General features: G+C 63.5%; 25 protein-coding genes. 9 read left to right on the forward strand and 16 right to left on the reverse strand.

Annotation, left to right across the window (positions count from 1 at the left end; all coding sequences use genetic code 11):
• Nucleotides 1–129: 129 nt before the first annotated feature.
• Nucleotides 130–258 (forward strand): hypothetical protein, encoded by a 129-nt coding sequence (locus PU724_RS00230; protein WP_281015745.1) that lies wholly within the window; start codon nucleotides 130–132, stop codon nucleotides 256–258.
• Nucleotides 259–368: 110 nt separating this feature from the next.
• Here the strand turns inward: PU724_RS00230 and PU724_RS00235 are convergent, their stop codons facing one another.
• Nucleotides 369–755 carry a hypothetical protein gene (locus PU724_RS00235; protein ID WP_354419057.1) on the reverse strand — a complete coding sequence of 129 codons (387 nt, stop codon included), beginning with the start codon at nucleotides 753–755 and terminating at the stop codon, nucleotides 369–371.
• A 271-nt stretch (nucleotides 756–1026) separates the two neighbouring features.
• The gene (locus PU724_RS00240; protein ID WP_354419058.1) at nucleotides 1027–1440 is read right to left on the reverse strand and encodes a hypothetical protein; all 414 of its coding nucleotides are present in this window, start codon (nucleotides 1438–1440) and stop codon (nucleotides 1027–1029) included.
• A 493-nt stretch (nucleotides 1441–1933) separates the two neighbouring features.
• Here PU724_RS00240 and PU724_RS00245 point away from each other — a divergent pair, with 493 nt between their 5' ends.
• Together PU724_RS00245 and PU724_RS00250 are read left to right on the forward strand one after the other, a co-directional pair.
• The gene (locus PU724_RS00245; protein WP_245478119.1) at nucleotides 1934–2464 is read left to right on the forward strand and encodes a transglutaminase-like cysteine peptidase; all 531 of its coding nucleotides are present in this window, start codon (nucleotides 1934–1936) and stop codon (nucleotides 2462–2464) included.
• A gap of 213 nt (nucleotides 2465–2677) precedes the next feature.
• Nucleotides 2678–4300 carry a GNAT family N-acetyltransferase gene (locus PU724_RS00250; RefSeq protein ID WP_354419060.1) on the forward strand — a complete coding sequence of 541 codons (1623 nt, stop codon included), beginning with the start codon at nucleotides 2678–2680 and terminating at the stop codon, nucleotides 4298–4300.
• A gap of 6 nt (nucleotides 4301–4306) precedes the next feature.
• Here the strand turns inward: PU724_RS00250 and PU724_RS00255 are convergent, their stop codons facing one another.
• A complete protein-coding gene (locus tag PU724_RS00255; protein ID WP_127308976.1) occupies nucleotides 4307–4789 on the reverse strand; it encodes a hypothetical protein in 483 nt (160 codons plus the stop codon).
• A gap of 7 nt (nucleotides 4790–4796) precedes the next feature.
• Nucleotides 4797–5582 carry a response regulator transcription factor gene (locus PU724_RS00260; protein WP_245478120.1) on the reverse strand — a complete coding sequence of 262 codons (786 nt, stop codon included), beginning with the start codon at nucleotides 5580–5582 and terminating at the stop codon, nucleotides 4797–4799.
• A 600-nt stretch (nucleotides 5583–6182) separates the two neighbouring features.
• On the opposite strand from PU724_RS00260, the gene PU724_RS00265 reads away from it, so the two are divergent.
• Nucleotides 6183–8081, forward strand: a complete 1899-nt coding sequence (locus PU724_RS00265; RefSeq protein ID WP_354419063.1) for a hypothetical protein — start codon at nucleotides 6183–6185, stop codon at nucleotides 8079–8081.
• A gap of 132 nt (nucleotides 8082–8213) precedes the next feature.
• Entirely contained in the window at nucleotides 8214–10259 is a 2046-nt protein-coding gene (locus PU724_RS00270; protein WP_354419064.1) for a type I secretion protein, read from the forward strand.
• Between the two features lie 638 nt (nucleotides 10260–10897).
• Here the strand turns inward: PU724_RS00270 and PU724_RS00275 are convergent.
• Entirely contained in the window at nucleotides 10898–11134 is a 237-nt protein-coding gene (locus PU724_RS00275) for a hypothetical protein (RefSeq protein ID WP_354420170.1), read from the reverse strand.
• Between PU724_RS00275 and PU724_RS00280 the strand changes: the two genes are divergently transcribed.
• The 3 genes from PU724_RS00280 to PU724_RS00290 are packed head-to-tail and all read left to right on the forward strand — an operon-like array spanning nucleotide 11031 to nucleotide 16161.
• Nucleotides 11031–13151 carry a type I secretion system permease/ATPase gene (locus PU724_RS00280; protein WP_354420143.1) on the forward strand — a complete coding sequence of 707 codons (2121 nt, stop codon included), beginning with the start codon at nucleotides 11031–11033 and terminating at the stop codon, nucleotides 13149–13151. The genes PU724_RS00275 and PU724_RS00280 overlap by 104 nt on opposite strands.
• 12 nt (nucleotides 13152–13163) lie before the next feature.
• The gene (locus PU724_RS00285) at nucleotides 13164–14504 is read left to right on the forward strand and encodes an HlyD family type I secretion periplasmic adaptor subunit (RefSeq protein ID WP_127285474.1); all 1341 of its coding nucleotides are present in this window, start codon (nucleotides 13164–13166) and stop codon (nucleotides 14502–14504) included.
• A gap of 34 nt (nucleotides 14505–14538) precedes the next feature.
• A complete protein-coding gene (locus PU724_RS00290) occupies nucleotides 14539–16161 on the forward strand; it encodes a GNAT family N-acetyltransferase (protein ID WP_354419066.1) in 1623 nt (540 codons plus the stop codon).
• 60 nt (nucleotides 16162–16221) lie between these two features.
• Here the strand turns inward: PU724_RS00290 and PU724_RS00295 are convergent, their stop codons facing one another.
• On the reverse strand, nucleotides 16222–17262 hold the full coding sequence (locus tag PU724_RS00295) for a proline racemase family protein (RefSeq protein WP_354419067.1): 1041 nt from the start codon (nucleotides 17260–17262) through the stop codon (nucleotides 16222–16224).
• Between the two features lie 95 nt (nucleotides 17263–17357).
• Between PU724_RS00295 and PU724_RS00300 the strand changes: the two genes are divergently transcribed.
• Nucleotides 17358–18320, forward strand: coding sequence for a dihydrodipicolinate synthase family protein (locus PU724_RS00300; protein WP_354419068.1), 963 nt, complete (start codon nucleotides 17358–17360; stop codon nucleotides 18318–18320).
• A gap of 152 nt (nucleotides 18321–18472) precedes the next feature.
• Here PU724_RS00300 and PU724_RS00305 read toward each other — a convergent pair whose 3' ends face one another.
• The 10 genes from PU724_RS00305 to sctJ all read right to left on the reverse strand — a co-directional run bounded on the left by PU724_RS00305 (nucleotide 18473) and on the right by sctJ (nucleotide 26274).
• A complete protein-coding gene (locus PU724_RS00305) occupies nucleotides 18473–19300 on the reverse strand; it encodes a D-glutamate cyclase family protein (RefSeq protein WP_127285470.1) in 828 nt (275 codons plus the stop codon).
• Between the two features lie 171 nt (nucleotides 19301–19471).
• Nucleotides 19472–20287 (reverse strand): type III secretion system export apparatus subunit SctT, encoded by an 816-nt coding sequence (gene sctT / locus PU724_RS00310; RefSeq protein ID WP_354419070.1) that lies wholly within the window; start codon nucleotides 20285–20287, stop codon nucleotides 19472–19474.
• Between the two features lie 9 nt (nucleotides 20288–20296).
• Nucleotides 20297–20566, reverse strand: a complete 270-nt coding sequence (locus PU724_RS00315; protein WP_127285468.1) for an EscS/YscS/HrcS family type III secretion system export apparatus protein — start codon at nucleotides 20564–20566, stop codon at nucleotides 20297–20299.
• Nucleotides 20567–20581: 15 nt separating this feature from the next.
• Entirely contained in the window at nucleotides 20582–21235 is a 654-nt protein-coding gene (gene sctR / locus PU724_RS00320) for a type III secretion system export apparatus subunit SctR (RefSeq protein ID WP_127285467.1), read from the reverse strand.
• On the reverse strand, nucleotides 21228–22151 hold the full coding sequence (gene sctQ, locus PU724_RS00325; protein WP_354419073.1) for a type III secretion system cytoplasmic ring protein SctQ: 924 nt from the start codon (nucleotides 22149–22151) through the stop codon (nucleotides 21228–21230). The genes sctR and sctQ overlap by 8 nt, the downstream gene beginning before the upstream one ends.
• A 213-nt stretch (nucleotides 22152–22364) precedes the next feature.
• Entirely contained in the window at nucleotides 22365–22853 is a 489-nt protein-coding gene (locus PU724_RS00330) for a hypothetical protein (protein WP_354419075.1), read from the reverse strand.
• Nucleotides 22840–24198, reverse strand: coding sequence for a FliI/YscN family ATPase (locus PU724_RS00335; protein WP_354419077.1), 1359 nt, complete (start codon nucleotides 24196–24198; stop codon nucleotides 22840–22842). The genes PU724_RS00330 and PU724_RS00335 overlap by 14 nt, the downstream gene beginning before the upstream one ends.
• Nucleotides 24195–24812 carry a type III secretion system stator protein SctL gene (sctL, locus tag PU724_RS00340; RefSeq protein WP_354419078.1) on the reverse strand — a complete coding sequence of 206 codons (618 nt, stop codon included), beginning with the start codon at nucleotides 24810–24812 and terminating at the stop codon, nucleotides 24195–24197. Before sctL ends, PU724_RS00335 begins: the two co-directional genes overlap by 4 nt.
• Nucleotides 24809–25438, reverse strand: a complete 630-nt coding sequence (locus tag PU724_RS00345) for a SctK family type III secretion system sorting platform protein (protein WP_354419079.1) — start codon at nucleotides 25436–25438, stop codon at nucleotides 24809–24811. Before PU724_RS00345 ends, sctL begins: the two co-directional genes overlap by 4 nt.
• Nucleotides 25435–26274 carry a type III secretion system inner membrane ring lipoprotein SctJ gene (gene sctJ / locus PU724_RS00350; protein ID WP_354419081.1) on the reverse strand — a complete coding sequence of 280 codons (840 nt, stop codon included), beginning with the start codon at nucleotides 26272–26274 and terminating at the stop codon, nucleotides 25435–25437. The genes PU724_RS00345 and sctJ overlap by 4 nt, the downstream gene beginning before the upstream one ends.
• Nucleotides 26275–26277: the final 3 nt, after the last annotated feature.

Genomic DNA, 26277 nt, shown 5'->3' on the forward strand with positions numbered 1-26277 from the left:
GTCTCCTTCACAGTCACCGACACGGCTTCGTTACATAAAGATGCGACCTTAAGCTGTGGGTAGGCAGAGGGAACCGTGGAGATGACATACAAGTCAGTTCAAGAGAGCCTGCGGGCAGCCGGAATTGTCATGAGCAAGAAGGGCGAGATCCATCGCATAAACTTCTTCGGCGGCCTCGAGGACACCGCGCACTACACCACAAGTCTCAAGGAGGCCCTGGAAAAGGGGCTGGCGATGGCAAGGCCGCAACGCTGGTGACAGGCGCCGCCCAGCTGGCGTCGGCAACACGGATCCCCGCGGTTGCAAGCTTGCCTGTCAGGTCGCCCGTTCACGCCGGGCCACGAGCCACCGATCCACGGCTGTTGGGGTCAATTCAGCAGCGAGGCGCAACGCACGGACTCGACAAGATCGAGCAGGTCGTCCCATTGGGGTGAAATATCGAGCCCGAGCCCAGTCCCATAAGAAAGCAGGGAAAACTGCGCCGTCAGTTCCTCCTGAAGACGCAGCGCTTCAGCAGGATCGGAAATGGAAGTCGTAGCCAAGGCAGCCAGGTCGCGGCACCTGGCCTCGGTCTCGAAGCCGAGGCCACCGACAATCACACCAAGCTCGACCATCATCGAAATGAGGCGCACAAACCCCCTCCGGCGATCTGCGCAACGAAAGCGGCACGAAATCAACCATGGTTGATTGGAAATAGAAAGCCGCAATTCGGGGAATCCCCGTCTTCCCCGCATTTCACTGTCTTGTGACAGCATACCCCTCCTCCCGGGAATACTTGTATTGACAGGTTTTCCTGCAATAGGACGGCCAGCCGAGATGCCGGCGCGTGGAGCGCTCGGCCCCGCGGTGTGACGGGGTCGGCGGTAGGGCCAGCTTGCGACACGCGTGGTAGACCGGTGGCAGTCGAAAACGCGGGGCCGGTCCCAAGAAATCGTCTCGCACATCTCTTGGCGGCAGTCAGGCAAGCGGGTGGGCGCCTGACCGAGGCGCCCACCCGCTTCTGCCATCTCGATACGACGAGTTGCTCTATCCGGATTTAGCCGCCACTGCCTCCGGAGCCACCCGAGCCGCCGCTGCCGCCGCCGCCCGAACCGCCACTGCCGCCGCTGCCGCCCGAACCGCCGCTGCCACCGGAGCCGCCCGAACCACCGCTGCCACCGGAGCCGCCCGAACCACCGCTGCCACCGGAGCCGCCCGAACCACCGCTGCCACCGGAGCCGCCCGAGCCGCCGTCACCGCCCCCGTTGCCGCCGCCATCGCCGCCGCCATCACCGCCGCCATCGCCACCGCCGTCGCCGCCGCCATTGCCGCCGCCGTCGCCGCCGCCATCGCCACCGCCGTCGCCGCCGCCATTGCCGCCGCCGTCGCCGCCGCCATTGCCGCCGCCGCCAGAACCGCCACCGCCGCCGCCGCCGCCAGAGCCGCCGCCTTCGCCGTCACTGGCTACGGTGGCTGCGATAAGGGCGGTCGTGATCGGCGGGCACATTGCGATTTGTGCTCGCGTCAGGATGCTCCCGCGATTGCTCGCAATACAGCAGAGCGCGTAGTTGGATTCCGTCAGCGGCTGGCATTGTGCGGCCGTCATACGCGGCCGAACGCTGTTTTGTGCCGATGCGGGTATTGTCAGATTCACCGCTGCAAGAGCGGATGACACAAGCAAAAGTGCGCGAGCCCTGCTCGCGCAGGTTGGGTACAGGTGCATTTCTTCCTCCAAGAAGGGAAAAAAGGCGCTCCCGTCCCCAAACTGGGCGCTATGTCAAAGTTTCCGACCATCGGAAACAATTTGTTAAGCATACATTGTTTTAGAATCTGTGCAAACACTATCCGGCAGGGTTGATTTACCTGGTTCCGCGAACATCATCATCGCCTTGATCATTCGAGCTAGTTCGAGGGGATGAACGTGATACGTTTCGTGGCGCTTGTCGCCGCGGCCATGGCTTTGGCCGGCTGCAGCGAAACCATGCACACTTCCGACAGTTCGGCCATGATGGCCACGGCGGGCTATGCGTTCGCCCCGCCGGCCGCGCGCACCTTCTGTGCAAGGCAGCCGAGATACTGCAGTCCGACCGGACACGTCAGAGAGGTGAAGCTTACCGATCGCCGCTTGGCCGAGCTGCAGGCGGTGAACAGTTCCGTCAATGCCAGGATCGTTGCCCGCAACGACTCTGCTTCCGGCAGTGCCGACGACTGGCGTATCCCGACCCGGGAAGGCGATTGCGAGGATTTCGCAATCCTCAAGAAAAGCGAACTGATGAAACGCGGCTGGCCGGCTTCGGCCTTGCTGCTGACGGTGGCGACCCTCGGCGGCGCCGGCCATACGGTTCTCACCGTCCGCACGGACAAGGGCGACCTCATCCTCGACAATCGCAGCGGAGCCGTCAGGAACTGGTCGCAGACCTCCTATCGTTATTTCGCCCGCCAATCCCAGTCGCAAAGCGGCAAGTGGGTGCGGATCGAATCCTAGCCAGATCCCCGCCCCGCGCGGTCTGCCGATCTGCCTGGCGGGACAAATCAGGTCGCGTCCCTCGCCCACTCAATCCTTTGATTGTCTTGCAAGGCTGGTCCCCGCCATGGGATCATCACAGCTCGCTCCCTGACCAGGCCCAGGGACTGGGGGAACAGCTGATACCAGGATCATTGCCCGTTTACCGACGCTCCTGGAGCAAAGGTCGGCGCCATGCGCGTGGATGTTATCGACGGCTTCGACACGCTCGTCCAACTGAGAAGCAACTGGGATGCCGTCTACGCGGCGGATCCCGAAGCTCAGTACTTCATGTCGTGGCCGTGGATAGCAGGCTGGTTCAAGCGGCTTCGCTATCAATGGCTCGTTCTGGCTGCAAGGGAGGATGATTCATCCGACTATGTCGGGTTCTTTCCGCTTCAGCTTCGAACCGAAAGGGCCAGGGACGGCGCATTCCACAACGAACTGAGGACCGGGGGCGGCTATTTCGCCGGATACAGCGGCTTCCTCTGCAATCCCGATGTTCAGGACGACGTCATCGTCGCGTTCGCCGAAACGGTGAAGCAGCAGAACTGGGCCAAGCTGCATCTCGAGAACATCTTTATGTCGCCGCGGCGGCTGAACGGTTTTCTGAGGGAGTTTTCCGCCCCGGCATTCCTGACCGGCAAGGTCAGGCGACCGGACGACGGAGATGGCGTCGATCATGACATCTATGTCTACGTGAACCTGCCCGGCGACTGGGAAGAATTCCTCAACGACAGGCTCGGCGCGGCGACGCGCAAGACCGCGCGGCGCACGCTGCGGGCGATCGACGATGCGGCCGAGTACCGTGTGACAGACGTTACCGCCGCGACATTGGAACGCGACCTGCAGATCCTGCTTCAGTTCTGGGAAAACCAGTGGGGCGCCAAGCTGACGGCGCGATATCACCCTGGCCTGCCCAAGGCGATGATCAACAATTTCCGCAACATGCTGCGATGCGCCTTCGAGGACGATGCCCTTTACCTGCCCGTGCTTTGGCAGGGCGAGAACCCGATCGGCGTCCAGGCCACGCTGATCGATCGCAAGAACAGGTCCCTGATCGGCATGCTCAACGGACGCGACCTCAGCATCAGGAAGCCGGCGCCCGGGTTCGCGCTTCATCTCTACAGCATACGCTGGGCAATTGAGAACGGCTTTGCCGTCTATGACCTGCAGACCGGGGACTTCGCCTACAAGTATGATTTCGGCGGCCTCGAGCGAAAGGTCGAATGCCTGCTCGTGAGCACCGCCACGCGCCGCAATCTGCGCGACAGCCTGGAGAGGCGAAGCCTGCCCGTCGTGCTTGCGCGGGCAAAAGCACTGCATCAGGCGGGCAACCTCGACGGGGCCGTTCGCGCCTGCAGACAGATCCTGAGCGCCGACCGATCCCATTCCGGAGCACGTCAGTTGCTCGAGCAGTTGGATGCCGCGCGTCGAGCGCTGCTGCCGCAGACGCTCAGTGTGGCCGCCCGTTTGCACCAGGCCGGAAACCTGGCCGAGGCCGAAAAGATCTATCGCGAGATCCTGGACGTCGAGCCCAGGCACTTCGACGTCCGCTATTTGCTCGGCGTGATCTTCCTTCAGCAGCGCAGATACGGCGAGGCGGAACAGCAGATCAACCAGGCGATCGAGATCAGGCCCGACGTCCCTGCCGGGCACTACAATCGCGGCCTCGCGCTGGCAAAGCTCGACCGCATCGAGGACGCGCTCGCAAGCTTGCACAATTGCATTGAGCTGGAGCCGAGCCACAGCCAGGCGCTGGCCCTTCGCGCCGCTTTGGCGAGAAGCCCTCAGCCCGCCGCGAGCCTCACCCGGTAGCAGCCCTCATCTGGGGAACGAATTGTCCACGACGATGGACCATATGTCCTTGTTTATGGCCCTGATGTCCTCGATGGAATCGTGGATCCTGCCCATCTCCTTGTCATCGAGCGCTTCAATCTTCCCGTATTTGACATCGTCCTTGCCGTCGACGATGCGCATCAGCTGCGTGCTTCCGTGCGATCCGCTCTCGTCGAATGAATAGATGCAATGGCTGTATTTGTTGCGCAGCTTTGCCTGGCGCGTGAGCTTGCCGGTGACGGTCAGCACCGCCTGGCGGCAATCCGCGGCCGTCTTCGGCATCTTGGCCAGCCGTTCGACCAGCTCGATACGGGCACGCGTCGTGTTCAGCGTCAGAAAGATGATGATTGCCGTTTCCTTGTCCACCTTCGCCAGGCCGGCAATCAGATAGATCAGCAGGCTTTCGGTGTTGGTCCATGTATAGTTCAACTGGCCAACGAGGAGCAGTATCTCCTGAAAGCGGGGCATCGCCGCCTCATGCCGAGGACTGGCTGATGCCCGGCTGTCTCGACCGTTCCATGCCGCCGTAAAAGGTATCCTTGCGCGCATGAAAGACGGCGGCCGCTTCGGTCCTGTTGTGAGCTCCGAGCTTGGTGATGATGTTGTGCAGATGGATCTTGACCGTATGCTCGGACAGCCGGAGGGTCGCCGCGATGATCTTGTTCTGCAAACCGCGCGCTACCATTTCGAGAATCTGAAACTCGCGCTCGGTCAATTCACCCATCTCGTCGAAACCCGCGCGGTCGGTCGCCGATTGCTCGATCTGCAGCGAATGATCCGGAGCCCGGTCCGAAAGGCCCTTGGCGAAGGACTGGAACATCGCCAGCGGGAAGTATTCGCCGCCGCGAAGCATGAGCCTGATGACCGAAAGCCAGACGTCCAGCTTCAGATCCATGGGCAGGACGCTGCGCACGATCTTCAAATCGAGAACGTCCTGGATGGAAACAGGAACGCGGCTGTCGTGCTGTACCAGCACGATCGGCGCCGATGGATGGCACCGCATGAAAGCAGCCGCATGCGTATCGATATCCTGCAGGAATTCAGTGTCGATAAGGATCAGGCAAACAGGATGCTCGAATGTGTCGCAGGCCGCGTCCAGGCTTGTAGCCTGTTCCACGACGATGGAGGGAAACTCCCTCTCGATTGCGTAGACGAGACATTCCGGAAAGCTGTCTTCAGACGAAACAGTTAGAAGAATTCTGCGCGCCCAACTGTCTCCCGCACCGCTACCCACGGTGCTGCGCAAATTGACTCTGGACATGGTTGCCACCCCACCCTAGACCAAGACTGTCGATTTTTCGTTCTTTTCCCTTCTGCGATGTTGGGGGCCTCCACCCCACGAACAGCTAGCCTTAATGACTTATACACCAAATTAGGCGCCGCTGATATAGTTCGGACGAGCTATAGCTGATTTTACCGATCTCGCCGCCGATCAGCTGGTCCCGACAGGGCCGTTTTGACCTCGATTCGCGGCGAAATCCGGCCATTTTGCCCCTGTTGGCCACCTCCGCCGCAGCCCGGCCGGACGGGCTAGGCCGAACTGTCAGCTTACAATCACACCCCCGTGGCCACAAACTTCCCAGGTTACATGCGGGATTGGGGAACATCCAGGTCTCCCCTGTTTGAACGACCGGATCAGTGCTGATCCGGCGCTCGATGGGTGTTGCCTTGGCTGGGCCGCCTCTCCCGGAGTCAAAGGGAGGTATTCAAGCAAACAAATGACGAATGCCGGGTTTCGGACCTCAGTCCCCTCGGTCCGAGAATCCGTTCACCGCATTAGACGCAACGTCCGCGTACGGCCAATAACCGCGTAAGAGAAGAATGCGGTTCGGCGGTCGCGGCCTCAACAGAGGACACGATCATGTCTCTCGACCTCGACAAGAATAATATCAATGCATTCGGCTTGCAGATCGTCGACAGCGAATTCGATATCGGTGACGGCGGTGGCGAGAACGAAAACACGAACCACAACACGAACGACGCCAAGAACGAAAACGAGAACGAAAACAAGGCTTCGAACGAGAACGAAAACAAGAGCGAAAACGAGAACCAGAACGAGAGCAAGTCCTCGAACGAGAACGAGAACAAGGCCTCGAACGAGAATGAGAACAAGAACTCGAACGAGTCCAAGAACGAGAACTCGAACGAGAACAAGAACGTCAACGAGACCAAGGTCGACGTCGACGTCGACGTTGGCGTCAAGCTCGAGGGCGAGCTCGGGAACTCGGATGACGACTTCGCCGACATCTATGCCAACGGCGACATGAAAATCGACACCATGATCAACAACAAGGACGGCAACGTCACTTATGATCCTGGCGACGACGTCACCTTCAAGGACATCCTGAACAATTCGATGACCGGCGCCGGAACCAACACCGCGTCGATCATCAACCAGACCCTGAACATGTATGACAACGACAAGCTCGACAACGCGACCGTCAAGAACGACGCTGATTTCAAGCTTGATCTGAACGCCAAGGGTGGCAATTCCGAAGCCGGCGACGGCATCTCGGCCGGCGGCGGCGGCGGCAGCGGCGGCGATGACGCCAAGGCCAATGGCGGCGAAGGCGGCAATGGCGGCGACGCCAAGTCCGGCGACGTCGAAGCCGGCGACGGCAAGGGCGGCCTGGCGCTCAGCGCGGCCATCGGTGGCGACTCCAAGAGCGACAACAAGGCCGACGCCGGCGACGCCAAGGCAGGCGACGGCGATAGCGGCGACGCCAAGGGCGGCTACGGCGATGGCGGCGACGCCAAGGGCGGCTACGGCGATGGCGGCAACGCCAACGGCGGCGATGGCCTCGGCCTCGGTCTCGGGCTCGGCCTGGGCCTGGGTGTCGGCGCAGCGGAAGCCGGCGATGCGAAGTCGGAAGATGGCGGCGATGCCAAGGCGGATGCCGGCGACGCCAAGTCTGATGGCGGCGATGCCAAGGCCGATGGCGGCGATGGCGGCGATGGCGGCGATGGCGGCGACGTGACCGGCGGCGACGCCAAGTCGGACGGCGGCGACGGCCTCGACGTCGATGGCAAGCTCTCGCTGCTGAACTACGGTGAAGGCGGTGACGCCAAGAGCACGGCCGGTGACGCGACCGGTGGCGGCGGCGGCGGCGGCGGTGGCGGCGGTGGCGGCGGTGCCGACGCTGACGGCGGCAATGCCAATTCGGACGGCGGCAACGCTCATTCCGACGGCGGCGACTCCGAAGCCTACGGCGGCGATGCCCTCGGTGCAGGCTTTGGCGCAGGCTACGGCGCAGGCTCAGGCACGGGCACCGGTGGTGCTGGCGGCACGGGCGGTTCTGGCACGGGCGGTGCCGGAGCTGGCGGTAGTGGAACCGGCGGCGAAGCCACCAGCGGCGCGGCGACCGGCGGCGACAGCCTCGGCGGCTTCGCGGCGGCCTTTGGCGGTGACGGCGGTCATGCGCTGAGCGGCGCCTGGGCCGATGGCTATGGCGGCGACGCCAAGGGTGGGTTTACCCACGCCGGCGACGGCGGTCTCGGCGGTGCTGGCGGCACGGCCTACACCGGCGACGGTGGTGCCGGCGGCGACGGCGGGACCTGGGGCTCGAACAATGGCGATGACGGCTTCGTGACCGGTACCAGCCATGCTTCGGCCGACGGCCTGATCGACGTCAGCGCTTTCAACCAGCAGATCGTGATGGGCGCCAACCTGCAGGAAAACCTGGTCGACCAGACCGTGGTTGGCGGCGACTACCACAACACGCTGACTGGCGAGGACGCCGGCGACCACACCGGTACGTGATCGATCCTACACGACTGATTTCTCAGGAAATCAGACAGCTTGGGACTGCGCGGAGTTTTCCGCGCGGTCCTTCCAATCCGGGAGACATGCGCCCCGACCGAGCGCGAATGATCTCAAGATACGGAGGCTACCGTGTATTCGATGCAATTGGACAAGATCTCCGAGGCTATCTCGCATTTCATCGGAATGTTCGAAATCTCGGTCGAGGAGGCACGGCAGCTAAAGAGCTACGACGAATTCAAGATCGCCGAGGCCGTCAAGGAAGAGACCCCCGATCTTCCCAACACGAACATCAACATCAAGGCGCCGTACACACTGGACGATTTCGATCCGCATGTTCCGTACATGGGACTTAAGGCTGAGCTGGTGCCGAACACGGTCGGCTCGAGCTTCTGGTACACGCCCCCCGAAATTCCGAACGCCGGCCCTTTGCACCCTGGCCATCACCTGTTTCACATCCCGCATCTGCCGGGAGCGGGCGGCCATCTGGTTCTGCCTGACATCGAACCTCCGGGCGCGGTTGCGGCGTACATCAACCAGGAAATCCGCCTGTCGGATAACGACTATGTCAGCGCTGGCGGACACGGCCTGACGTTCACGCCGGCGATCGACGACGGCAGCCACCTGGCTTTCCTGATGAACAAGGCTGCTGAAGTATCGCCGCTCGACGATCTGGCAATGCCTGGCTCAGGCGAGGAGATGGCAAACACCGTCATCTCCGCCGGCGAGCGGATAGCGGCATATGCCGACAGTTTCGACGGAGACGCGACCGTCTTCGTGCTGCACCCGGACGCGGCCTCGGGGCCGATCGCGGGCATCTACGTCAACGGTCAGCTGGTCGACGAGGCCGACGCGCCGAAGGCGGAGGACCACCTCAACATCCTCAAGGAACAGCAGCAGGATAACGAAGCCGCGAGCGACGGTCCCGACAAGGACGATTACAACACGCCGCCGGACTCCTCGGACTTCATGTCGGGCTGGGGCAACGGTTTGCTGAACCCTTGCGTCGAGTTGGACACCGGCGGCAACACGCTGGTCAACTCCGCGGTGCTGACCAACAACTGGACAACGACATCCGTCGTCGCCGCGGTCGGAGACAGCTATGAAATCAATGCCATCATTCAGATCAACGCCTATTGCGACAGCGACGCGGCCGGCCCGAGCCTGAACGGCTGGACGTTGGACAACGCCGCCGACGCGTGCTTCAACATCGCGGCGTTCAAGCACATCGACCCCTCGGCCGGCAACGAAGCGCCGACCCCGGCGGACGGTTTCCCCGCCGCCTGGGTGGTGACGCAAGTCACCGGCGATCTGATCATCATGAGCTGGCTGCAGCAATACAGCTTCATGATGGACAACGACACCTCGATCCTGTCCTCGTCGGGCGTCAGGACCATGGTCAGCACGGGCGACAACACAGCGATAAACGATATGTCGATCAGTGAGTTGGGTCACTACTACGACCTGATCATCATCGGCGGCAACATCTATGACGCCAACATCATCCATCAGCTCAACCTGCTGATCGACAACGATCTTATCGGCGCCGTCGATGGGTTCGAGACGTCGGGAGGCGGCTCGTACTCGACCGCCGGCAACCTGCTCTGGAACGACGCGACGATCATCAACGTCGGCGGGCAGAACCACTTCGAGGCATTGCCCGCGTCTTACCTGAAGGCGGCCCACGACATGGCCGCCGGCAAGGATGACGATCCCGGCGACATCCTGAAAGACCCGGCGTTCCACGGTCTCGGTCACTTGCGGGTTCTCTACATCTCGGGCGACCTGATCAACATGCAATACGTCTCCCAGACCAACGTGCTGGGAGACAGCGACCAGGTGGCCCTGGCGATGAACCAGTTCGTCGCCCATCCCGAAGCGGAATGGACGATCACCACCGGCGGCAACCAGGTGGCCAACTTCGCAGGCATCATCGACGTCGACGGCACCGACAAGACCTATGTCGGCGGCGAGCACTATACGCACGAGATCCTGATCCAGGCAGACATCATCTCCTGCGATCCGGAACTCGGCGGACAGAATCCGGACGCGCTGGTGAACGAGGCGGTCGCCTTCCTGGCCGACGATCTCACCGACGATGCCGCGCAGGCAGACCATCCGATCGCCCCGACGCCCGACCATGTTCAGGCCGACGGCGTGCAAACGATTTTGGCTTGATCCGGGATCCGGGGGGAAATTATGACCGACGATCGCGACCTGTCCTGGGAGACGTTTGCCGAGGACCTTGAGGCAACCCTGCAGGAGGACGAGCAGGCATCGCCGAAAACAGGTTCCGAGATGCCCCGCAAGACGCTTTCGAGCGCGTTGCTGCAGCATGAGCGGGCCATAGACCGCACCATCGAGGCCATCGACACGGTCGTCGGCGAACTGCACAACGTCGTGGCCCATGCGGGCACGAAGGATCGGGCCCCAGCCCAGCCCGGCAGCCAGACGGTCGAGACCGCCCGCCCAAGAGCCGTGCCGACAAGGGAACAGGCGACAGCGCCCGCCCCCGCGTCGCAGGTCAGGCCAGCGGCACCGGTATCAGCGCCTTCCGTCGTGCCTGCTTTGGCGGCGGGCGGCGGCCGGCCCGGGCAAGCGGGAATGGCGCCCCCGGCCTTGAGCCCGCAGGCTACTGCACCGAAGACTCCGGTGGCTGACCCCGTCAAATCCGTCCTGTCCATGCAGGAGAAACGGCCTGAGCAAGGGCCAAATCCAGTTCAGCAGCCGGCAGCGCGTTCAGACGGAGTGCCGCCAACCGCGCCGGCCGCAAAGGCGGCGCCGGCGGCCGACAGGTCGAACCTCGCACCCTCGGCTCAACCGGCCAGACCGGTTGAGGAGCGGCATTCGAGCCAGAACGCCGCCGCCGGCGCTCCAGCCATTGCTTCCGCGCCGGCGAGCGCTCCCGAGCCGACGCCGGCGCCGCAAAGACCCGGATCCGCACAGCCGGTGCAGGAGCCGAGGCCGGCATCGACCGGCGAGAGGAACGGCGCAACGGCCGCACCAGCGGCGGCAAGGCCGGAGCCCCCGCCCCAGCGTGGACCCGAGCCCAAGGCCGCGTCTCCGATCGAGAAGCAAGGCGCCACAGTGCCGCCGGCGGCTGCAAGGCCGCAACCAGCGCCGCAAGGCACGGCCGCCCCCCAAGCCAAAGCGGTGCCGGAAACGCCCGAAAAACCATCGAAATCCGAAATGAAGGATGTGCCCAAGTCGCCAGGCATGATCACCATAGACGGCGACACTGGCCCGATCGTGGCAAGGGAGCGCACCTCCGATGGCGGCGATCCCCCGCGCGGCGACGACAATGGCCGGCGGGGCGGCGGTGGCGGCGGCAGCGGCGCCTTCCACAAGCGCCTCGGACCGGTTGATTTCGGCGCCTCCCTCAAGGCCGGTTTGAGTGCGGTCAGGAAAAACCTGGCGATCGTGATGATGTTCACCGTTGCCTGCAACATGCTGGTCCTGGCGATCCCGATCTACCTGTTCCAGATTTCGGATCGCGTCCTGACCAGCCGCTCGGCCGACACGCTGGTCATGCTGACGGTGGTGATTGTCGGTGCCGTCGTGCTGCAGGCGATGTTCGACGCGCTTCGCCGCTTCATCCTGATGCGCACGGCGGTCGAAGTCGCGGCCCAACTGGGCGCGCCGATCCTCAGCGCCGCGGCCAGGGCCTCCCTCAACAGCAACGGCAAGGAATATCAGGTCCTGGGCGACCTGCAGCAGCTGAGAACCTTCCTGACATCCGGCACCCTGCTGTCGTTCCTCGATGCGCCCATGGCTCCCTTCATGATGCTGGCGGTGTTCCTGATCCATCCGCATCAGGGGTTCATCGTCGCGGCCTCGGCACTGATGCTGCTCATCATCACGATGCTCAACCAGCGCGCGACGGCCGCCGCTTTCGGCGAAGCCAACGCGCATCAGAGCAAGGCCAACATCCATCTCGATTCCATGTCGCGCAACTCCCAGATCATCAATGCGATGGCGATGATTCCGGAGGCGGTGAAGATCTGGGGCAAGGACACGGCCAACTCCCTTCGCGCCCAGGTGATCGCGCAGGACCGCAACATCGTCTTTGCCTCGCTGTCGAAGGCGGTGCGCCTCCTGACCCAGGTGACGATGCTCGGCTGGGGCGCTCATCTGTCGATCGAAGGTCATCTCACCGGCGGCATGGTCATCGCCGCCTCGATCATCGCCGGTCGTGCCCTGGGCCCGATCGAAGGCGCCATCGAGGGCTGGAATCAGGTCGTGCATGCGCGCGCCGCCTACGGCCGGATCGCATCGCTTCTGCAGTCGTCGCCGCTCAATTTCGAACGGCTGAACCTGCCACGTCCCGAAGGCCGTCTCGACGTCGAACGCCTTCTCTTCGTGCCTCAGGGAACCAAGCGGGTGGTGCTGAACGGCATTTCCTTCGCGCTGTCGCCGGGCGACTCGCTTGCCATCATCGGCAATTCGGGCGCCGGCAAAACGACCCTGGGCAAGATGCTCGTCGGCTCCATCCTGCCGACATCGGGCAACGTCCGGCTGGACCTCATGGATCTGCGCAACTGGGATCCGCGCCAGTTCGGCGAGAACATCGGCTATCTGCCGCAGGATGTTCAGCTGTTTCCCGCTTCGATCAAGGCCAACATTGCCCGCATGCGCGACGACGCAACGGACGCCGAGATCTATCAGGCCGCCGCGCTTGCCGACGTCCATGAGATGATCTCCACCTTGCCGCACGGCTACGAGACCTTCGTCGCCGCCGACGGCGCACCGCTTTCCGGCGGCCAGAAGCAGCGCGTCGCCCTTGCCAGAGCCTTCTTCGGCAATCCCCGCCTAGTCGTGCTCGACGAGCCGAACTCGAACCTGGACTCGGCGGGTGACGCGGCGCTGGAACGAGCTCTCCAGCACGCCAAGGAGCACAAGATCACGGTTATCACCATCACCCAGCGGCCATCCCTGCTGAAGAGCGTCGACAAGATACTCCTGCTCGTCAACGGCACCGTCGCCCTGTTCGGCATGCGCCAGGATGTCCTGCAGGCATTGGCGTCGCGCGGGCTCAGCATCGAAGGCGGGGCGTTTGGCCAGATCCAGTAGGCGGGCAATCACATGACGACCGACATCGCGAAAGTTCACGACATAGAATGGTACTCCGAGGTGCCGCGCTCGATCTGGAAGCAGACGGCGGTCGGCTTGCTGCTGATCACCGTTGCCTTCGGCGGCTTCGGCACCTGGGCGTCCACGGCGCCGCTGGCGTCCGCCGTCATCGCCCAGGGCAGTTTCGTCGCCACCGGGCAAAACAAGATCGTCCAGCATCTCGAGGGCGGCATCATCAAGGAAATCCTGGTCAGCGAGGGCGACCATGTCAGCCTCGATCAGCCGCTGATCAAGCTCGATGAAACCGCCGCACAGACCAACGAGCGGCAATTGTTCCTGCGCAAGGCCCGGCTCGAGGCAATTTCGGCGCGGTTGAACGCCGAGGTGCAGGGCAGCCCCAGCATCCAGTTCCCGGCGATCGTCCTCGACAACCGCTACGACCCGGAAATCACGCCGATCATGGAGAGCCAGCAGCTCAATTTCGAGGCCGCGGAACGCAAGCGCGACAGCGAGATAGCGCTGTTCGACCAGAACAAGAAGGCGATGGAATTCCGCAACGAAGGCATCGACGAGCAGATCTCGTCGGTCCGGCGGCAATTGCAATTCCTCAAGGAGGAATACCTCGGCAAGCAAAAGCTACTCGACCAGGGCCTGATCCGCGGAACCGAGGTCAAGGCGATCCAGCGGGCGATGGCCGACGCCGACGGACAGATCGGCAAGATGGTGGCGGAAGTCTCCGAGAACCGCGAACAGATCGTCAGGTTCGAGCAGCAGATAAGCCAGACGAAGGATGCCTATCGCCAGGCCGCGCTTCAGGAGTTGCAGAGCCTGGAGGCCGAACTGGACGCGGTGCGCGAGCAGTCGCGGGAGGCCGAGAATGTGCTTCGCCGCGTCACCATCAATGCCCCCGTGCCCGGCACGATCATTCGCATGTACTACCATACCGCCGGCGGTGTCATTGAGAGCGGCAAGGCGATCCTCGAGATCCTCCCCTCCGATGTGCCCCTGGTCATCGAGGCGCAGGTGCCGCGCACCGACATCGACAACGTCAAGGTCGGGCAGAAGGCCTCGATACGGCTGATCGCGCTCAACCGACGCACCACGCCAGTGCTGGAGGGTGAGGTCTACTATGTCTCGGCCGACGCATTGCCGGAGATGAGCGGCCCCACGCCCAAGGAAGTCTATCTGGCGCGCGTGCGCTTGCCGGCAAGCGAACTGGCGAGGGTGCACGGCTTCCAGCCGACGCCCGGAATGCCGGCCGAGATCCTCGTGCAAACCCAGTCGAGGACGTTCTTCAGCTATCTGACGAAGCCGATCGCCGACAGCATGGCGAGAGCCTTCATGGAACAGTGAGCAACAAGGAAAGAGGAATTATTCGGGGGGCACCATGCAGATCGATGTCATTACGACAAGGGAGGCCTTGAACGGGCTCAAGCAGAACTGGGACGACCTTTACGAAAAGGATCCCGAAGCCCAGTTCTTCCTCTCCTGGACATTCCTGTCTTCCTATGTCCGCCGCTATGAGGGCGGCTGGTCGGTGCTGGCGGCCCGGCCGGGACCGAAAGGAACTCCGTATGTCGCGCTGCTGCCATTGCGGCTGCGCACCAGGCTGAACAAGAAGACCGGCTTCTGCCACAACGAAATCAATATGGCCGGCAACTACGCGGCCGACTATGCCGGCATCGTATGCGCGCCGGGCTTTGCCGAACGCGCCATACCAGCGCTTGCCGGCCATTTGCTGAAGATGAACTGGGCCAAGCTGCATCTCGAGAATCTGCGCATGTCCGACAAGAGGCGGCGCCTGCTGCTCGACAATCTCGTCGACAAGCGGCTCACCGCCCAAAGGATGCAGCGCGTCAACAAGACCGACAATGTCGACAACTGCATCTGCCCGGCCGTTGCCCTACCGGAAAATTGGGACAGCTATCTCGAGCAGAACACGAGTTCGAACACCAGACAGAAGATCAGACGCTTCCTGCGCAAGCTGGACAGCTCCGACGAGTTTCGCATCACCCATGCCGACGCCTCGACGATCGACCGCGACATCGGCATCATCCTCGAAATGTGGCGCATCAAATGGGCGCCGCGCAAAGGCAACCTGATCCCAGGCCTGATGCGGTCCAATCGGATATTGTTCAAGGACGCCTTCGAGAGCGGCACGCTGTTCCTGCCGATCCTGTGGCAGGCAGACAAGCCGCTCGGCGGCCTGGCGTTCCTGGTCGACCCGGTCAAGAAGGCGGTGCTCTTCCATCTCGCCGGGCGCGACGAGACCGCCAACGACATTCCGTCGGGGCTTGTGCTGCACGGCTATTGCATCCGCCGTGCCATCGAGCAGGGCTTCCGCAGTTACGACTTCCTGCGCGGCAACGAGGCCTACAAATACTCCTACGGCGTCGAGGAAACCGCCATCCACTGTTTCCTGGTCAAGACCAGGACGGGTCGCAATCTCGGTGACCGGCTTGACCCGAGATCCGTCGGCAGCGTGCTGGAGCAGGCAACCAAGTTCCATGAGGCGGGCAATCTGACCAATGCCGAGAACGGCTATCGCCAGATTCTCGAGGTCAATCCCCGCCATTCCCGCACCCTGTACGGTTTGGGACAATTGCTGGCGGCCAAGGGCGACCACTGGTCGGCTGCCGATACCTTCGCCACGCTGGTCGAGATCGCCCCTCAGTCGCTCAAGGCGTGGTCGAGGCTCGCCATCGAGTACCAGGCGCTAAGTCGCCACGCGGAGGCCGCGCACGCCTTCCGCAAGGTGCTCGAGCTCAATCCGGACCTTCCCGGGGCGCAATACGGCCTCGGCCGCAGCCTGGCGCAGTTGCGGCAGATGGACGAGGCAGCGAAGGTCCTGAGCGCGGTGCAGGACAAGGCCGACAAACCCGTCGACCCCGTGCTGCGCGCCAAGGCACGTGTGCAGTTGCAGAAGCTGAAGGAGGAAGCCAACCCCTGCTACATCAGGCTCGAGCCAAGCAATGCCAGGTCGCCAATCCTTGAGCAGGCGGGCGCTTAGGGCAATTCCAGGAAAATGTGTAAGGCTTTTCCGTCCCGAGCTTCGCCCTGACGTTGGGCTCTACTGCTTCACGGAAGTGGAGGTGCCCCAGGTGTCGGACAGCACATAGCCCTGGGGGTATGGATCCGTCGGATCGAGGTAATAGGCATGCTCGCCGGTGATCCAGGCCCGGCCGGTGATCTCCGGAACGATCGCCTTGCGACCGCCGATTTCCGTCAGCTCCACGATCCTGCCGGTGAAGCGGGAGCCGATGATCGATTCATGGATCAGCACCTCGCCTACCTGCATCAGGCCCCTCGCTTGCAGGACCGCCATGCGGGCCGACGTGCCCGTCCCTGTTGGGCTGCGGTCGGAGCGTCCCGGCGAGACGATGCAGGTGTTGCGGGTGACGTTGCCCGGACCCTGGAACGGCATGGCGAACTGCACGATCGAGACACCGCGTACATGTTCGAACTCCGGATGCACGACATCCAGCTGCTCGCGCGCGGCGCGCCTGATCTTCTCGCCGGCCACCGCCAGATCGCGCGCCTCGTCGGGAGCGACCGAAAAGCCGAGCGCCTTGGCATCGACGATGGCGTAGAACATGCCGCCATAGGCGATGTCGACGGTGAGCGTGCCGAGCCCCTCGACCTCGATGCTGGCATCGAGACGTTCGGCGAAGGCGGGCGCGTTGCGCAAGGTGATCGAGACGCATTTGGCGTCGCGGCATTCGGCGCGCACCTCGATGACGCCACCCGGCATGTCGAGATTGAAGCGCGTCTCCGGCTCCTGCATCGGCACCATGCCGGTCTCGAGCAGCACCGTGGCGACGCAGATCGTGTTGGAGCCAGACATCGGCGGGTATTCCGTCGGCTCCATTATGATGGCGCCGGCGGCGCAATCATCGCGCGTCGATGGAACCAGGAGGTTGACGTGGCGCGCGACGCTGCCGCGCGGCTCGCAGATCAGCATCCGGCGGATGTGGTCGTGATCGCGCTCCATCGTGATCATCTTTTCCATCATCGTGCGGCCCGCCGGCGGCAGCACGCCGCCGACGATGACGTCGCCGACTTCACCTTCGGCATGGCAGCCGACGACACGAATGCTTGTTTTGGTGCGCATTGTTTCTCCCTGGCCTCCGCCACTATTTGCTTGGCAAGCAGTGCCGCTCCGGGACAAACTGGTCAATCTGCCAGCCAGCCTCAAGGAGAATCCCAATGGGCGCCAATATCTTTTCCGGCTGCATGCCGGCCTTGATGACACCCTGCACGGAGGACCGCCTTCCCGACTTCGAGGCGCTCGTGCGCAAGGGACGCAAGCTGATCGCTGCCGGAATGTCTGCCGTGGTCTATTGCGGCTCGATGGGCGATTGGCCGCTCCTGACCGACGAGCAGCGCATGGAAGGCGTCGAGCGCCTGGTGAAGGCCGGCGTGCCGGTGATCGTTGGAACCGGCGCGGTCAACACCGCCAAGGCCGTGGCCCACGCCGCCCACGCCCAGAAGGTCGGAGCGAGGGGCTTGATGGTGATCCCGCGCGTCTTGTCGCGCGGGCCGTCGGTGACGGCGCAGCGCCACCACTTCAAGGCGATCCTCGCCGCGGCGCCGGATCTGCCCGCGGTCATCTACAACAGCCCCTACTACGGCTTTGCCACGCGCGCCGACCTGTTCTTCGCGCTGCGCGCCGAGCATCCGAACCTCGTCGGCTTCAAGGAGTTCGGCGGCCCGGCGGATCTGCGCTATGCGGCCGAAAACATCACCAGCCGCGACGATGAAGTCGCGCTGATGATCGGCGTCGACACCGCCGTCTTCCACGGCTTCGTCAATTGCGGCGCATCCGGCGCCATCACCGGCATCGGCAACGTCCTGCCGAAGGAGGTCCTGCATCTCGTTGGGCTGAGCCAGGCGGCCGCCAGGGGCGACGTTGAGGCCCGCCAGCGCGCGCAGGAGCTCGAAGCCGCGCTCGCCGTTCTCTCCTCCTTCGACGAGGGTCCGGACCTGGTGCTTTATTTCAAGCACATGATGGTGCTGAAAGGGGATCCCGAGTACCGGCTGCACTTCAACGAGACGGATGCCCTGACCGACAGCCAGCGCGGCTATGTCGAAGCGCAGCTCAAGCTGTTCGACACCTGGTATGCCCAGTGGTCGAGTCAGCCCGGCGTGATCGCGAGATATGCGGCCTGAAACTGGTCGAGATCATCTCTGCGCCAGAAGCCGAAGGCCTTTCATCTATGCTGGCGGCGGCGCGGTGTCCGCGTCGGAAGCCGGGCCATCCGTCCAGGTCTGCATCAATGGACGGGTGATCTCGAACACGAGCCGGCAGCTTCGCGGCCAGGCTAATAGACCTTGAATGCACCCGCACCCGCTCGTGCATCCACATCGGTGATCAGCATGTGTCCCGGCGATACCGTGATCGAGATCGCCAATTCGGCACGAGCAAGAGCATCCTGGGCGGTCAGGCTGCTGCCCCAAAATACAGGAACCTCCCCGTCCATGATTTCGACCGCATCGCCCCAGTCGGGAGCCATCAAGTCCTCTATCCCGATGATGGCGGGCTCTCCGACATGGATGGGAGAGCCATGGGCGTGCGGAAAACGTGCGGTAAGGGCGCGAACCTTGTCGACGTCGCACTGTCTTATCGGCCGCATGGAGACGACCATCTCGCCACCAAACGGTCCGACGCCGCGGGTCTCGATCCTGGTTCGGAATTTGGGCAAGGCGTTGCCGGAGCCGATGCTGCGGAGCTTGATGCCCTTGGCGACAAGGGCGGCTTCGACCGTCAGCGAACTGCCCAGCGCGAAAACGGCGAAGTCATCGCGCCACAGGTCGATGATGTCCGTGGTCTGATGGATCACTTCCCCGAAGCAATAGATGTTGTACTGGGGCGCGTCGGTGCGGATGTCGATATCACCCAGTGCCGGGAGCAATGGGCTGCCGACACGGCTGACGCCCACCAATGGGCAGGGTTTTGGGTTTCGGACGCAGAACTGGTGGAAATCGCCGGCAAAGCTGCGAGGCACGATCACCACATTGGCCTGGAGCTTGCCGCGCGCAAGCCCGCCCGTGTGCCCTTCATAGGCACCCATCCTGACCAGTCTGCGGAGCCTGTCCGCATCGACCAGTCGCAAATTGTCATAGAACAATGAAGTGGTCAGGCGAGCCATGGCTTCCGAAGTGAGATGCACGTTTCAGAGACACGTCGAGAGCGCGTAAGATCATCGGCGGGTTGGCCGCTTGTCAAATTGTCAGAATCTTTCCCCAACGATAAATTGTATTTATTGGTCGGCCAATGGTGGCTGCTATTATTATTAGCGTTTGCGAATAAACCTTTTCGTTCACCGGCAGCCGCGGCAGCCGATCGCCTCTATCTGCCGGCCAGCTTCGTGCAGGAAGGCAAGGTCCCGGTTCATGTAGAACAGCAGGAAAGCCGCATAGAGGACAAACACGAGGCTGAAGACCAGCGTCTTGACGACCAGCGAAAGCGCAAAGACGTTCAGGTGCGGCGCGGCGCGCGCGAGGAAGGCAAGCACGATGTCGGACAAAAGCATGCAGATGATGAGCGGGAAGACGAGTGTCAGGGCCATCATCAGGATGCGGTTCAGCAAACCGAGGAAGATGACGGCGGCATCCTTGCTGAACACGGGCATGAGCTGGTCGATCGGCCAAAGGCCATAACTGTCATAGAGGCTGGTCAGGGAAAGTTCGAAGCCGCCGGCGGCCAGATAGACCGTGACCATGATGACCGCGAGCAAGGTGCCGGTGGCACTCGTCTCGTGGGTCATCATCGGGTCGATCAGCGTTCCCATCGTCGAGCCGCGCTGCAGGTCGAGGATGTCGCCGGCAGCCTCCGCGGCCCAGAACGGTATGCCCATCGCCAGCCCGAGCGTCACCCCGACCACGACCTCCTTGAGCATGTAGAGCACAATCATCGTCGTCGTGATGTCGGTGCTCGTCAGCTTGTCCACGATCATCGGAAAGACCGGAACCACCAGCGCCAGAGCCACGCCGTTGCGCAGCAGCCCGGATAGCGGCACCCGCGAAAAGAGCGGCATCAAAAGCATGAAACCGGTCATGCGCGCGAGCGCGAAAGCGCCGGCCAGCAGATAGAACTGAAGTTCCTTTATCGACGTGAAGAGTGGTTCGACCGGCATCCGCGTGCCTCAACGCGTGACGACGGGGAACTCGTCCAGCGCCGTCGAGGCCTGCTCCGCGATCTGCTGTCCAAGCAGCGGGCCGACGACGATGATGACCAAAAGGATCACGACGAGCTTGATCGTCTGCGGCAAGGACTGGTCCTGAATCTGCGTCAGCGCCTGGGCAAGTCCGACAAGGATGCCGACCGCCAGCGCCGCGATGATCGCCGGGCTGGACGCGAACAGCACCGTCCAAAGCGCGCCTTGGACCTTCGCCAGGATGAAGTCATTGCTCATGCAAAACCCCCGGCGTCAGCCATAGCTCAGGATGAGGCCATGCATCAGCCGCGACCAGCCATCGATGGCGACGAAAAGGAACAGTTTCAGCGGTATCGAAATGAGGACCGGCGAGACCATGATCATGCCGAGCGTCATCAGGACGTTGGCGACGACGATGTCGATGATGAGGAAGGGGAGATAAAGCAGGAAGCCGATCTCGAAGGCACGGGTCAGCTCGGAGGCGACAAAGGCGGGAACAAGGATCGAGAGATCGTCGTCCTTCAGGTTCTGGCGCGCCTCTTCCGGCCACAGGCGGCTCGTTCCGTCGAGGAAGAACTTCCGCTCTTGCGGCTGGGTGAATTTCATCAGGTGTCGTTGCAACGGTTCCCTGACCAGCTGTGCCGCCCTGGCCAGATCATCCGTCGTCTGGAACTGGACCTGCCCCTCCTGAAGCCGCCCCGACATCTCGCTCAGCAACGGCGTCGTGACGTAGACGGTGAGCACCAGCGCTATGCCGTAGAGCACCAGATTGGGCGGCATCTGCTGGACGCCGAGCGCATTGCGGATGAGAAACAGCACGACCGAGATTTTCAGGAAGCCCGTCATCGTGACGACCGCCAGCGGCAGCAACCCGACGAAGCCGACGGCGATCAGAATGCCGAGCAGGTTGGGCGAATTCTCAAGCATTGTCGAACATGCGCACGATCCGCACGCCCAGGCTTTCGCCGATCCGCACGATCTCGCCACGACCGACACGCTTGCCGTTGGCGATGATGTCGACACTCGCCTCCGTGACATCGGCGAGGGCAACGACAGAGCCGGGCGCAAGCTGCCTTACCTCGCCGAGCGGCATGGCCGTGCGGCCGATCTCGAAGGCAAGCGCGACCGGCAGCTCGTCCAAGGTCGACTCTTCCAAGGTCCCGCCGGCTGGCGGCGGCGTGTTCTCGTTCATGGTCCACTCCCAATTCGATCCGGCGCTTGCGGTCGGCGCGGCAAGCAATTGCGGCCCATCGGCAGTCAGGGCCACCGGCGCATAGAGGCGCTCGGCAATCACCAGCACCGCCATGCATTCCTCCTCTGCATCCCTGAAAAGCACCACATCGTCAGGCTGCAGGCTCCGCAACTCGCCAAGGGTGATCGCAAGCGGGCCACGCCGAAGGTGGACCGGCAGCGGAAATCCGGCCGGGATCGGCGGCCTCGCCTTGCCGAGCTCGTCGAGAAGGCGGCCGATCCGCGCCGCCAGACCGCCGTCGTCAGCATGCAAGACGCAGTCGATCGCTTCATCCTTGCCGGTCAGGACAAAGGCGAATGGGATCTCGCCCGAAACGGCATCTCCCGGTCCGATCGAGGTGATCGCGATCCGCTCGCCCAGCCTGTCCTCGATCCAAGCGAGATCGTCCTCGAACGTGGCCTCCAGCAGCAGTGCGGCGTGAGCAGGCGCCAATCGTTGCACGTCGAGGAGTTCGTCCGCCCTGGCCAAGCCCCGTTCGACAACAGAAAGCGGCAGGCGCAAGTTGGCAGCCGCGTCCCCGACGGTGAGCGCAATGGTACAAAGCCGCTCGTTGGCAAGGTTCGGTGCCGGCCAGGCCGCCGCGATCGCCATGGCCTTCCCCGCAATCGTGATCTCCGCGGGAGCGCGGCGGCGGTAGAAGGCGTTCAATGCACCGACGTCAACCGGCGCAACGGATTCCAACGTCAGTAGCTCGCCGACGCTCGACCGTGCGGCCGCGCGCTTCGCCGGTTTTGACCGCGCTTTCCTTTTTGCCGACGCGAAGGCTTGAGGCATCAGATCCATATTCACGATCACGGATTGGGGCTATCGTTCTGTGGGCAAGCGCGATGGACCGCGCTCCTCCTCCTCGGAAAGCTCGGCAAGCGCCAGGCGACGACGTGCGGTGCGCCTGGTCAGGTGCTCCAGCAGCCCGTCCAGCTTCGTCACGGCCCTCATGCTCGCGCGATGATCCTTGCGGGCTGCCGACAGCTCCACTTTGCGTCGCTGCTCGGCTACGCCGGCCATCTTCTCGTTCTCTCGCAATTGCCCGGTTTTGCTGGCGGCGACTTCGAACCGACCCTGAAGCCGATACAGGCTGGCAGCCTTCACCGGCTGTCCGACAAGCGCACCGAACGCTGCATCTTCGGCGTCGACCGTGCGCTGAAGGTGTTCGGTGACGGCGGCCGCCGCTTCCTCGACCTCCCTCGCAGCCCGCTGCGCGGCGGCTTGCCTTCTGATCACCTCTTCCGTTGCACGCTCCTCACGGCGGCGTCTGAGGTCGCGCAGCCGGGCGATCGTCTCAGGCGCCTTCATTGACGATCTCCCGCATGCGCTGGCGTGTCTTCTCGATGCCCTCATGCGTGGCGGACGGCTGTCGCAGGAACGCATTGATGGCGTCGATCTTGGCCACCGCCTCGTCCGCCACGGTATCGCTGCCCTTTTGATACTCGCCGACGCGCAGGAGAAGCTCGATGTCGGCGTAGCGGGCAAGCAGTTCTCGAAGGCGGCCGGCGTCAGCCCGGTGCGCCGGCGGCACGACGGCATCCATCAGCCGGCTTCGGCTGCGCAGGACGTCGATGGCCGGGAAATGGTTGCGCTGGGCCAGCTCGTTCGACAGGAAGACATGGCCATCGAGAAGCGCCTGGATCTCCTCGGCGACCGGATCCAGCGTGCCGTCGCCTTCCAGGAGAACGCTGTAGAGGCTTGTGATGGACCCAATCCGACCGGGCCCCGAGCGCTCGAGCAGACGCGGCAGCACCGCGAACAGCGAAGACGGAAAACCGCGCCGCGTCGGTGGCTCGCCCGAGGCCAGGCCGATCTCGCGCTGCGCGCGGGCAAATCTGGTTATGTTGTCCATCGCAAGCAGCACATGCTTGCCCTGGTCGCGAAAATACTCCGCGATGCTGGTCGCCACGTAAGCGGCCTTGACGCGCTCGATGGCAGGCCGGTCGGACGTCGCGACGACGACGATCGCCCGCTCCCGCCCTTCCGCTCCAAGCTGATGCTCAACGAATTCGCGCACCTCGCGCCCGCGTTCGCCGACAAGGGCGACCACGGCGACATCGGCGTCGGTACCGCTGACGATATCTGAAAGCAGGATCGACTTGCCGACGCCAGGCTCGCCGAAGATACCGACGCGTTGCCCGCGCGCGCAGGTGAGCAGCCCATCGAGGGCGCGGATGCCGAGCTGGATCGGCTCGGAAATCAGACTGCGCTCAAGCGGAGATGGCGGATAGGCGTTGACCGGATAGCTGCCGGCAATGCCGTCCGGCGCAAGCGGCTTGCCGTCCAATGGCTCGCCGAGCGCGCTGATCACCCGGCCAAGAAGGCCGGGGCCGACGGGCACCTGCTGGTCCTTTCCGGTCGCAACGACCTCGGTCAGGCTCGAAAGGCCGGTCAGATCGCCAAGCGGAACGAGGATCGCCATCTCGTCCAGCAGGCCGACCACTTCCGCCCTAGTCGTCCTGCCGGTCCTGGGGTCGATCAGTTCGCATATCTCGCCGATCCGGGCCTCCTCCACGGTCGCGTGGATGACGGTGCCGGTGACCCGCCGCACGCGCCCTCGCCTCGGCCGGCTGGCATCGTCGCGCAGCCCGGAACGCAGGCCGGGGATGATGGACGCCAGGCGATTTTCGATTTCGGCAGCGGGCGTCGTCATGCAACCTCCGCCTTCGACGCGATGGCGGCAGCTATGGCCTTGAGCTGCGCGTCGATGCTGGCATCGACGACGGCAAAGTCGGTCGAAACGATGCAGGCGCCGGCCGCCAGCGCATCATCCGTGTCGATCTCGACGGCAATGCCCAGATCGCTCTCGCGCAGGACCGCGTTCAGCTCATCGCGAACCCTGTCGACGGAAGCGGGATGAACCCGGACCTTCAAATATTTGGCGCGGCGAATTTCGGAAACCGCTTGTCTCGCGGCCTTGGCGACAAGCGTGCCGACGTCGAACTCGCCCAGCATTCGCCTGACGATTTCGACGGCCAGACCGATGACTTCGGCCTCCAGCCCGCCAAGATAGCGGTCCACCTTGACCGCTGTTTCGCCGATCAGCCGCGTGGCGTCCGCATCGCCCTGCGCCTTGCCGTCCTCATAGCCCTGCGCATATTCGGCCGCGTAAGCTCGCCGGGCGGCTTCGCGCAACTGCTGGGCATCGTGCCTCGCCTCGTCGAGAAAGGCGTGCCCATCCTGCCAGGCGCGCGCTTCCGCGGCGCGCAGGATGCGCGCAGAAGGGCGTCTCGGCATGGCGTCGATCGCTTTGCCCGGTTCGATCATCTCGTCTCGCTCATCGCTCGTCGAACAATCGCCGGACCGGCAGCGGCAAATGCTTCGGCCGCCGCTGCGTCGACAGACCCGTGCGGCATCAGCTTGAGGCGAACCCGCATGCTCGTCTCGCCGGGCATCGCCTGACACCACGCGCCAAGGCAGCTCAGCCCATCGGCGTGGACGCGATCGTGAATATCTTCCAAGGGCTGCAAGGACTGGGTCGGACCGGCGAGATCGCGGTTGGCGACCGACAAGGCGCAGAGATCGGTGCCAAGGGCCGCCTGCAATCCGGCGGCTTCGCGTCCATCGATGACAGCGGCCAGACTGCCGGCCCAGTAGATCGCGCCCGAGCGGAGCGCAAGCTCCTCCAGCTCTTCACCCGACAACAACGCGATCGCCCGATCCACCGCGTCGGCTGGCTCATCGGCTGTGGATTCGAGCCGGTAATACTCCCGCAGCAACTTCGACAGCCGTTCCTGCAGGCGCTGCGATCGCAGCATGCGCTCGCAGGCGGCCTCGCTGATCGTGCCGTCAAAGCATTCCGCAAGCCGGGCCGCATCCGCATAGGATGCGGGGTTGGCCATGAATGCCTGCCATTCCGGGCTGGCGGTTTGTTGCGAGCCGGTCCCGGTCATGTCTTCTTCACCGGCAGAGCGGACGCGTCGAGCGCATAGACACCCGGCCGTCGATACCACTGGAGGTAGGCCAGCCGGGCAGCCAGCGCCAGTATGGCCGCCGCCATGCCGTAGAACAGCCACATCGCGGCGGCGACGCTGTCCGGATGCAGCCAGAGGCCAAGGAATGTCGTGAAGCCTGCTTCGGCGGTTTCGTGCTCGGGGGCCGTCGCGGCCACCGGGATGAGCGTGACCGAGACATTGTCATAGGTCAGTCCCGCAATGCCCTTGGCCACCAGCATCTTGACCTGCGGGATCAGCTCATTCATCGGGACCGACGCGCGATGCCGGATGAAGACGGAGGCGGAAGACGGCACCAGCTGCTGTCTCAGCGGATCGTTCTCCGGCAAGACGAGATGGACGCGTGCGGAAAGCACGCCGTCGATGTCCGAGATCGTCTGCGAAAGCTCTTGGCTCAGGCCGTAGATCATCGTGGCCCGCTCTTCCACCGGCGAGGACACCAGCCCGTCTCTCTTGAACACCTCGCCGAGCGTCTGGAATTCCTGCTTGGGCAATCCGCTTTCGTCGAGGATTGCCATGGCTTCCGCGAAACGGCCCTTCTGCACGGACACCGTCATCTTGCCGTCCTTGCCGGCCTCGCGCTGGGCCGGGATCCCGCGACGCATCAGCGTGGCGACGATCTCGTTGGCCTGCTGCTGGTTGAGGTTGGAATAGAGCTCCACCGAGCACGCCTGGAGCACAAGCATGCCCATGACAACCAGCGCGACGCGGCACCGGGCGCCGCACCGATTCAAAAGCGTTGATCGCCGCGGCAAGGATAGCGTGGGCACGAACACTCC

It is taken from the genome of Mesorhizobium abyssinicae, from assembly GCF_049887195.1.
Taxonomy (GTDB): Bacteria; Pseudomonadota; Alphaproteobacteria; order Rhizobiales; family Rhizobiaceae; genus Mesorhizobium; species Mesorhizobium abyssinicae.

Coding starts and splice junctions, on each gene's coding strand:
- sctL (WP_354419078.1), bottom strand. CDS start 24,812: ATGATCGAACCGGGCAAAGCGATCGACGCCATGCCGAGACGCCCTTCT.
- PU724_RS00245 (WP_245478119.1), top strand. CDS start 1,934: ATGGCTTTGGCCGGCTGCAGCGAAACCATGCACACTTCCGACAGTTCG.
- PU724_RS00300 (WP_354419068.1), top strand. CDS start 17,358: ATGGGCGCCAATATCTTTTCCGGCTGCATGCCGGCCTTGATGACACCC.
- PU724_RS00330 (WP_354419075.1), bottom strand. CDS start 22,853: ATGAAGGCGCCTGAGACGATCGCCCGGCTGCGCGACCTCAGACGCCGC.
- PU724_RS00305 (WP_127285470.1), bottom strand. CDS start 19,300: ATGGCTCGCCTGACCACTTCATTGTTCTATGACAATTTGCGACTGGTC.
- PU724_RS00265 (WP_354419063.1), top strand. CDS start 6,183: ATGTCTCTCGACCTCGACAAGAATAATATCAATGCATTCGGCTTGCAG.
- sctR (WP_127285467.1), bottom strand. CDS start 21,235: ATGCTTGAGAATTCGCCCAACCTGCTCGGCATTCTGATCGCCGTCGGC.
- PU724_RS00260 (WP_245478120.1), bottom strand. CDS start 5,582: ATGTCCAGAGTCAATTTGCGCAGCACCGTGGGTAGCGGTGCGGGAGAC.
- PU724_RS00250 (WP_354419060.1), top strand. CDS start 2,678: ATGCGCGTGGATGTTATCGACGGCTTCGACACGCTCGTCCAACTGAGA.
- PU724_RS00235 (WP_354419057.1), bottom strand. CDS start 755: ATGCTGTCACAAGACAGTGAAATGCGGGGAAGACGGGGATTCCCCGAA.
- PU724_RS00230 (WP_281015745.1), top strand. CDS start 130: ATGAGCAAGAAGGGCGAGATCCATCGCATAAACTTCTTCGGCGGCCTC.
- PU724_RS00285 (WP_127285474.1), top strand. CDS start 13,164: ATGACGACCGACATCGCGAAAGTTCACGACATAGAATGGTACTCCGAG.
- PU724_RS00290 (WP_354419066.1), top strand. CDS start 14,539: ATGCAGATCGATGTCATTACGACAAGGGAGGCCTTGAACGGGCTCAAG.
- PU724_RS00295 (WP_354419067.1), bottom strand. CDS start 17,262: ATGCGCACCAAAACAAGCATTCGTGTCGTCGGCTGCCATGCCGAAGGT.
- PU724_RS00255 (WP_127308976.1), bottom strand. CDS start 4,789: ATGCCCCGCTTTCAGGAGATACTGCTCCTCGTTGGCCAGTTGAACTAT.
- PU724_RS00345 (WP_354419079.1), bottom strand. CDS start 25,438: ATGACCGGGACCGGCTCGCAACAAACCGCCAGCCCGGAATGGCAGGCA.
- sctQ (WP_354419073.1), bottom strand. CDS start 22,151: ATGGCGATCGCGGCGGCCTGGCCGGCACCGAACCTTGCCAACGAGCGG.
- PU724_RS00335 (WP_354419077.1), bottom strand. CDS start 24,198: ATGACGACGCCCGCTGCCGAAATCGAAAATCGCCTGGCGTCCATCATC.
- sctT (WP_354419070.1), bottom strand. CDS start 20,287: ATGCCGGTCGAACCACTCTTCACGTCGATAAAGGAACTTCAGTTCTAT.
- PU724_RS00315 (WP_127285468.1), bottom strand. CDS start 20,566: ATGAGCAATGACTTCATCCTGGCGAAGGTCCAAGGCGCGCTTTGGACG.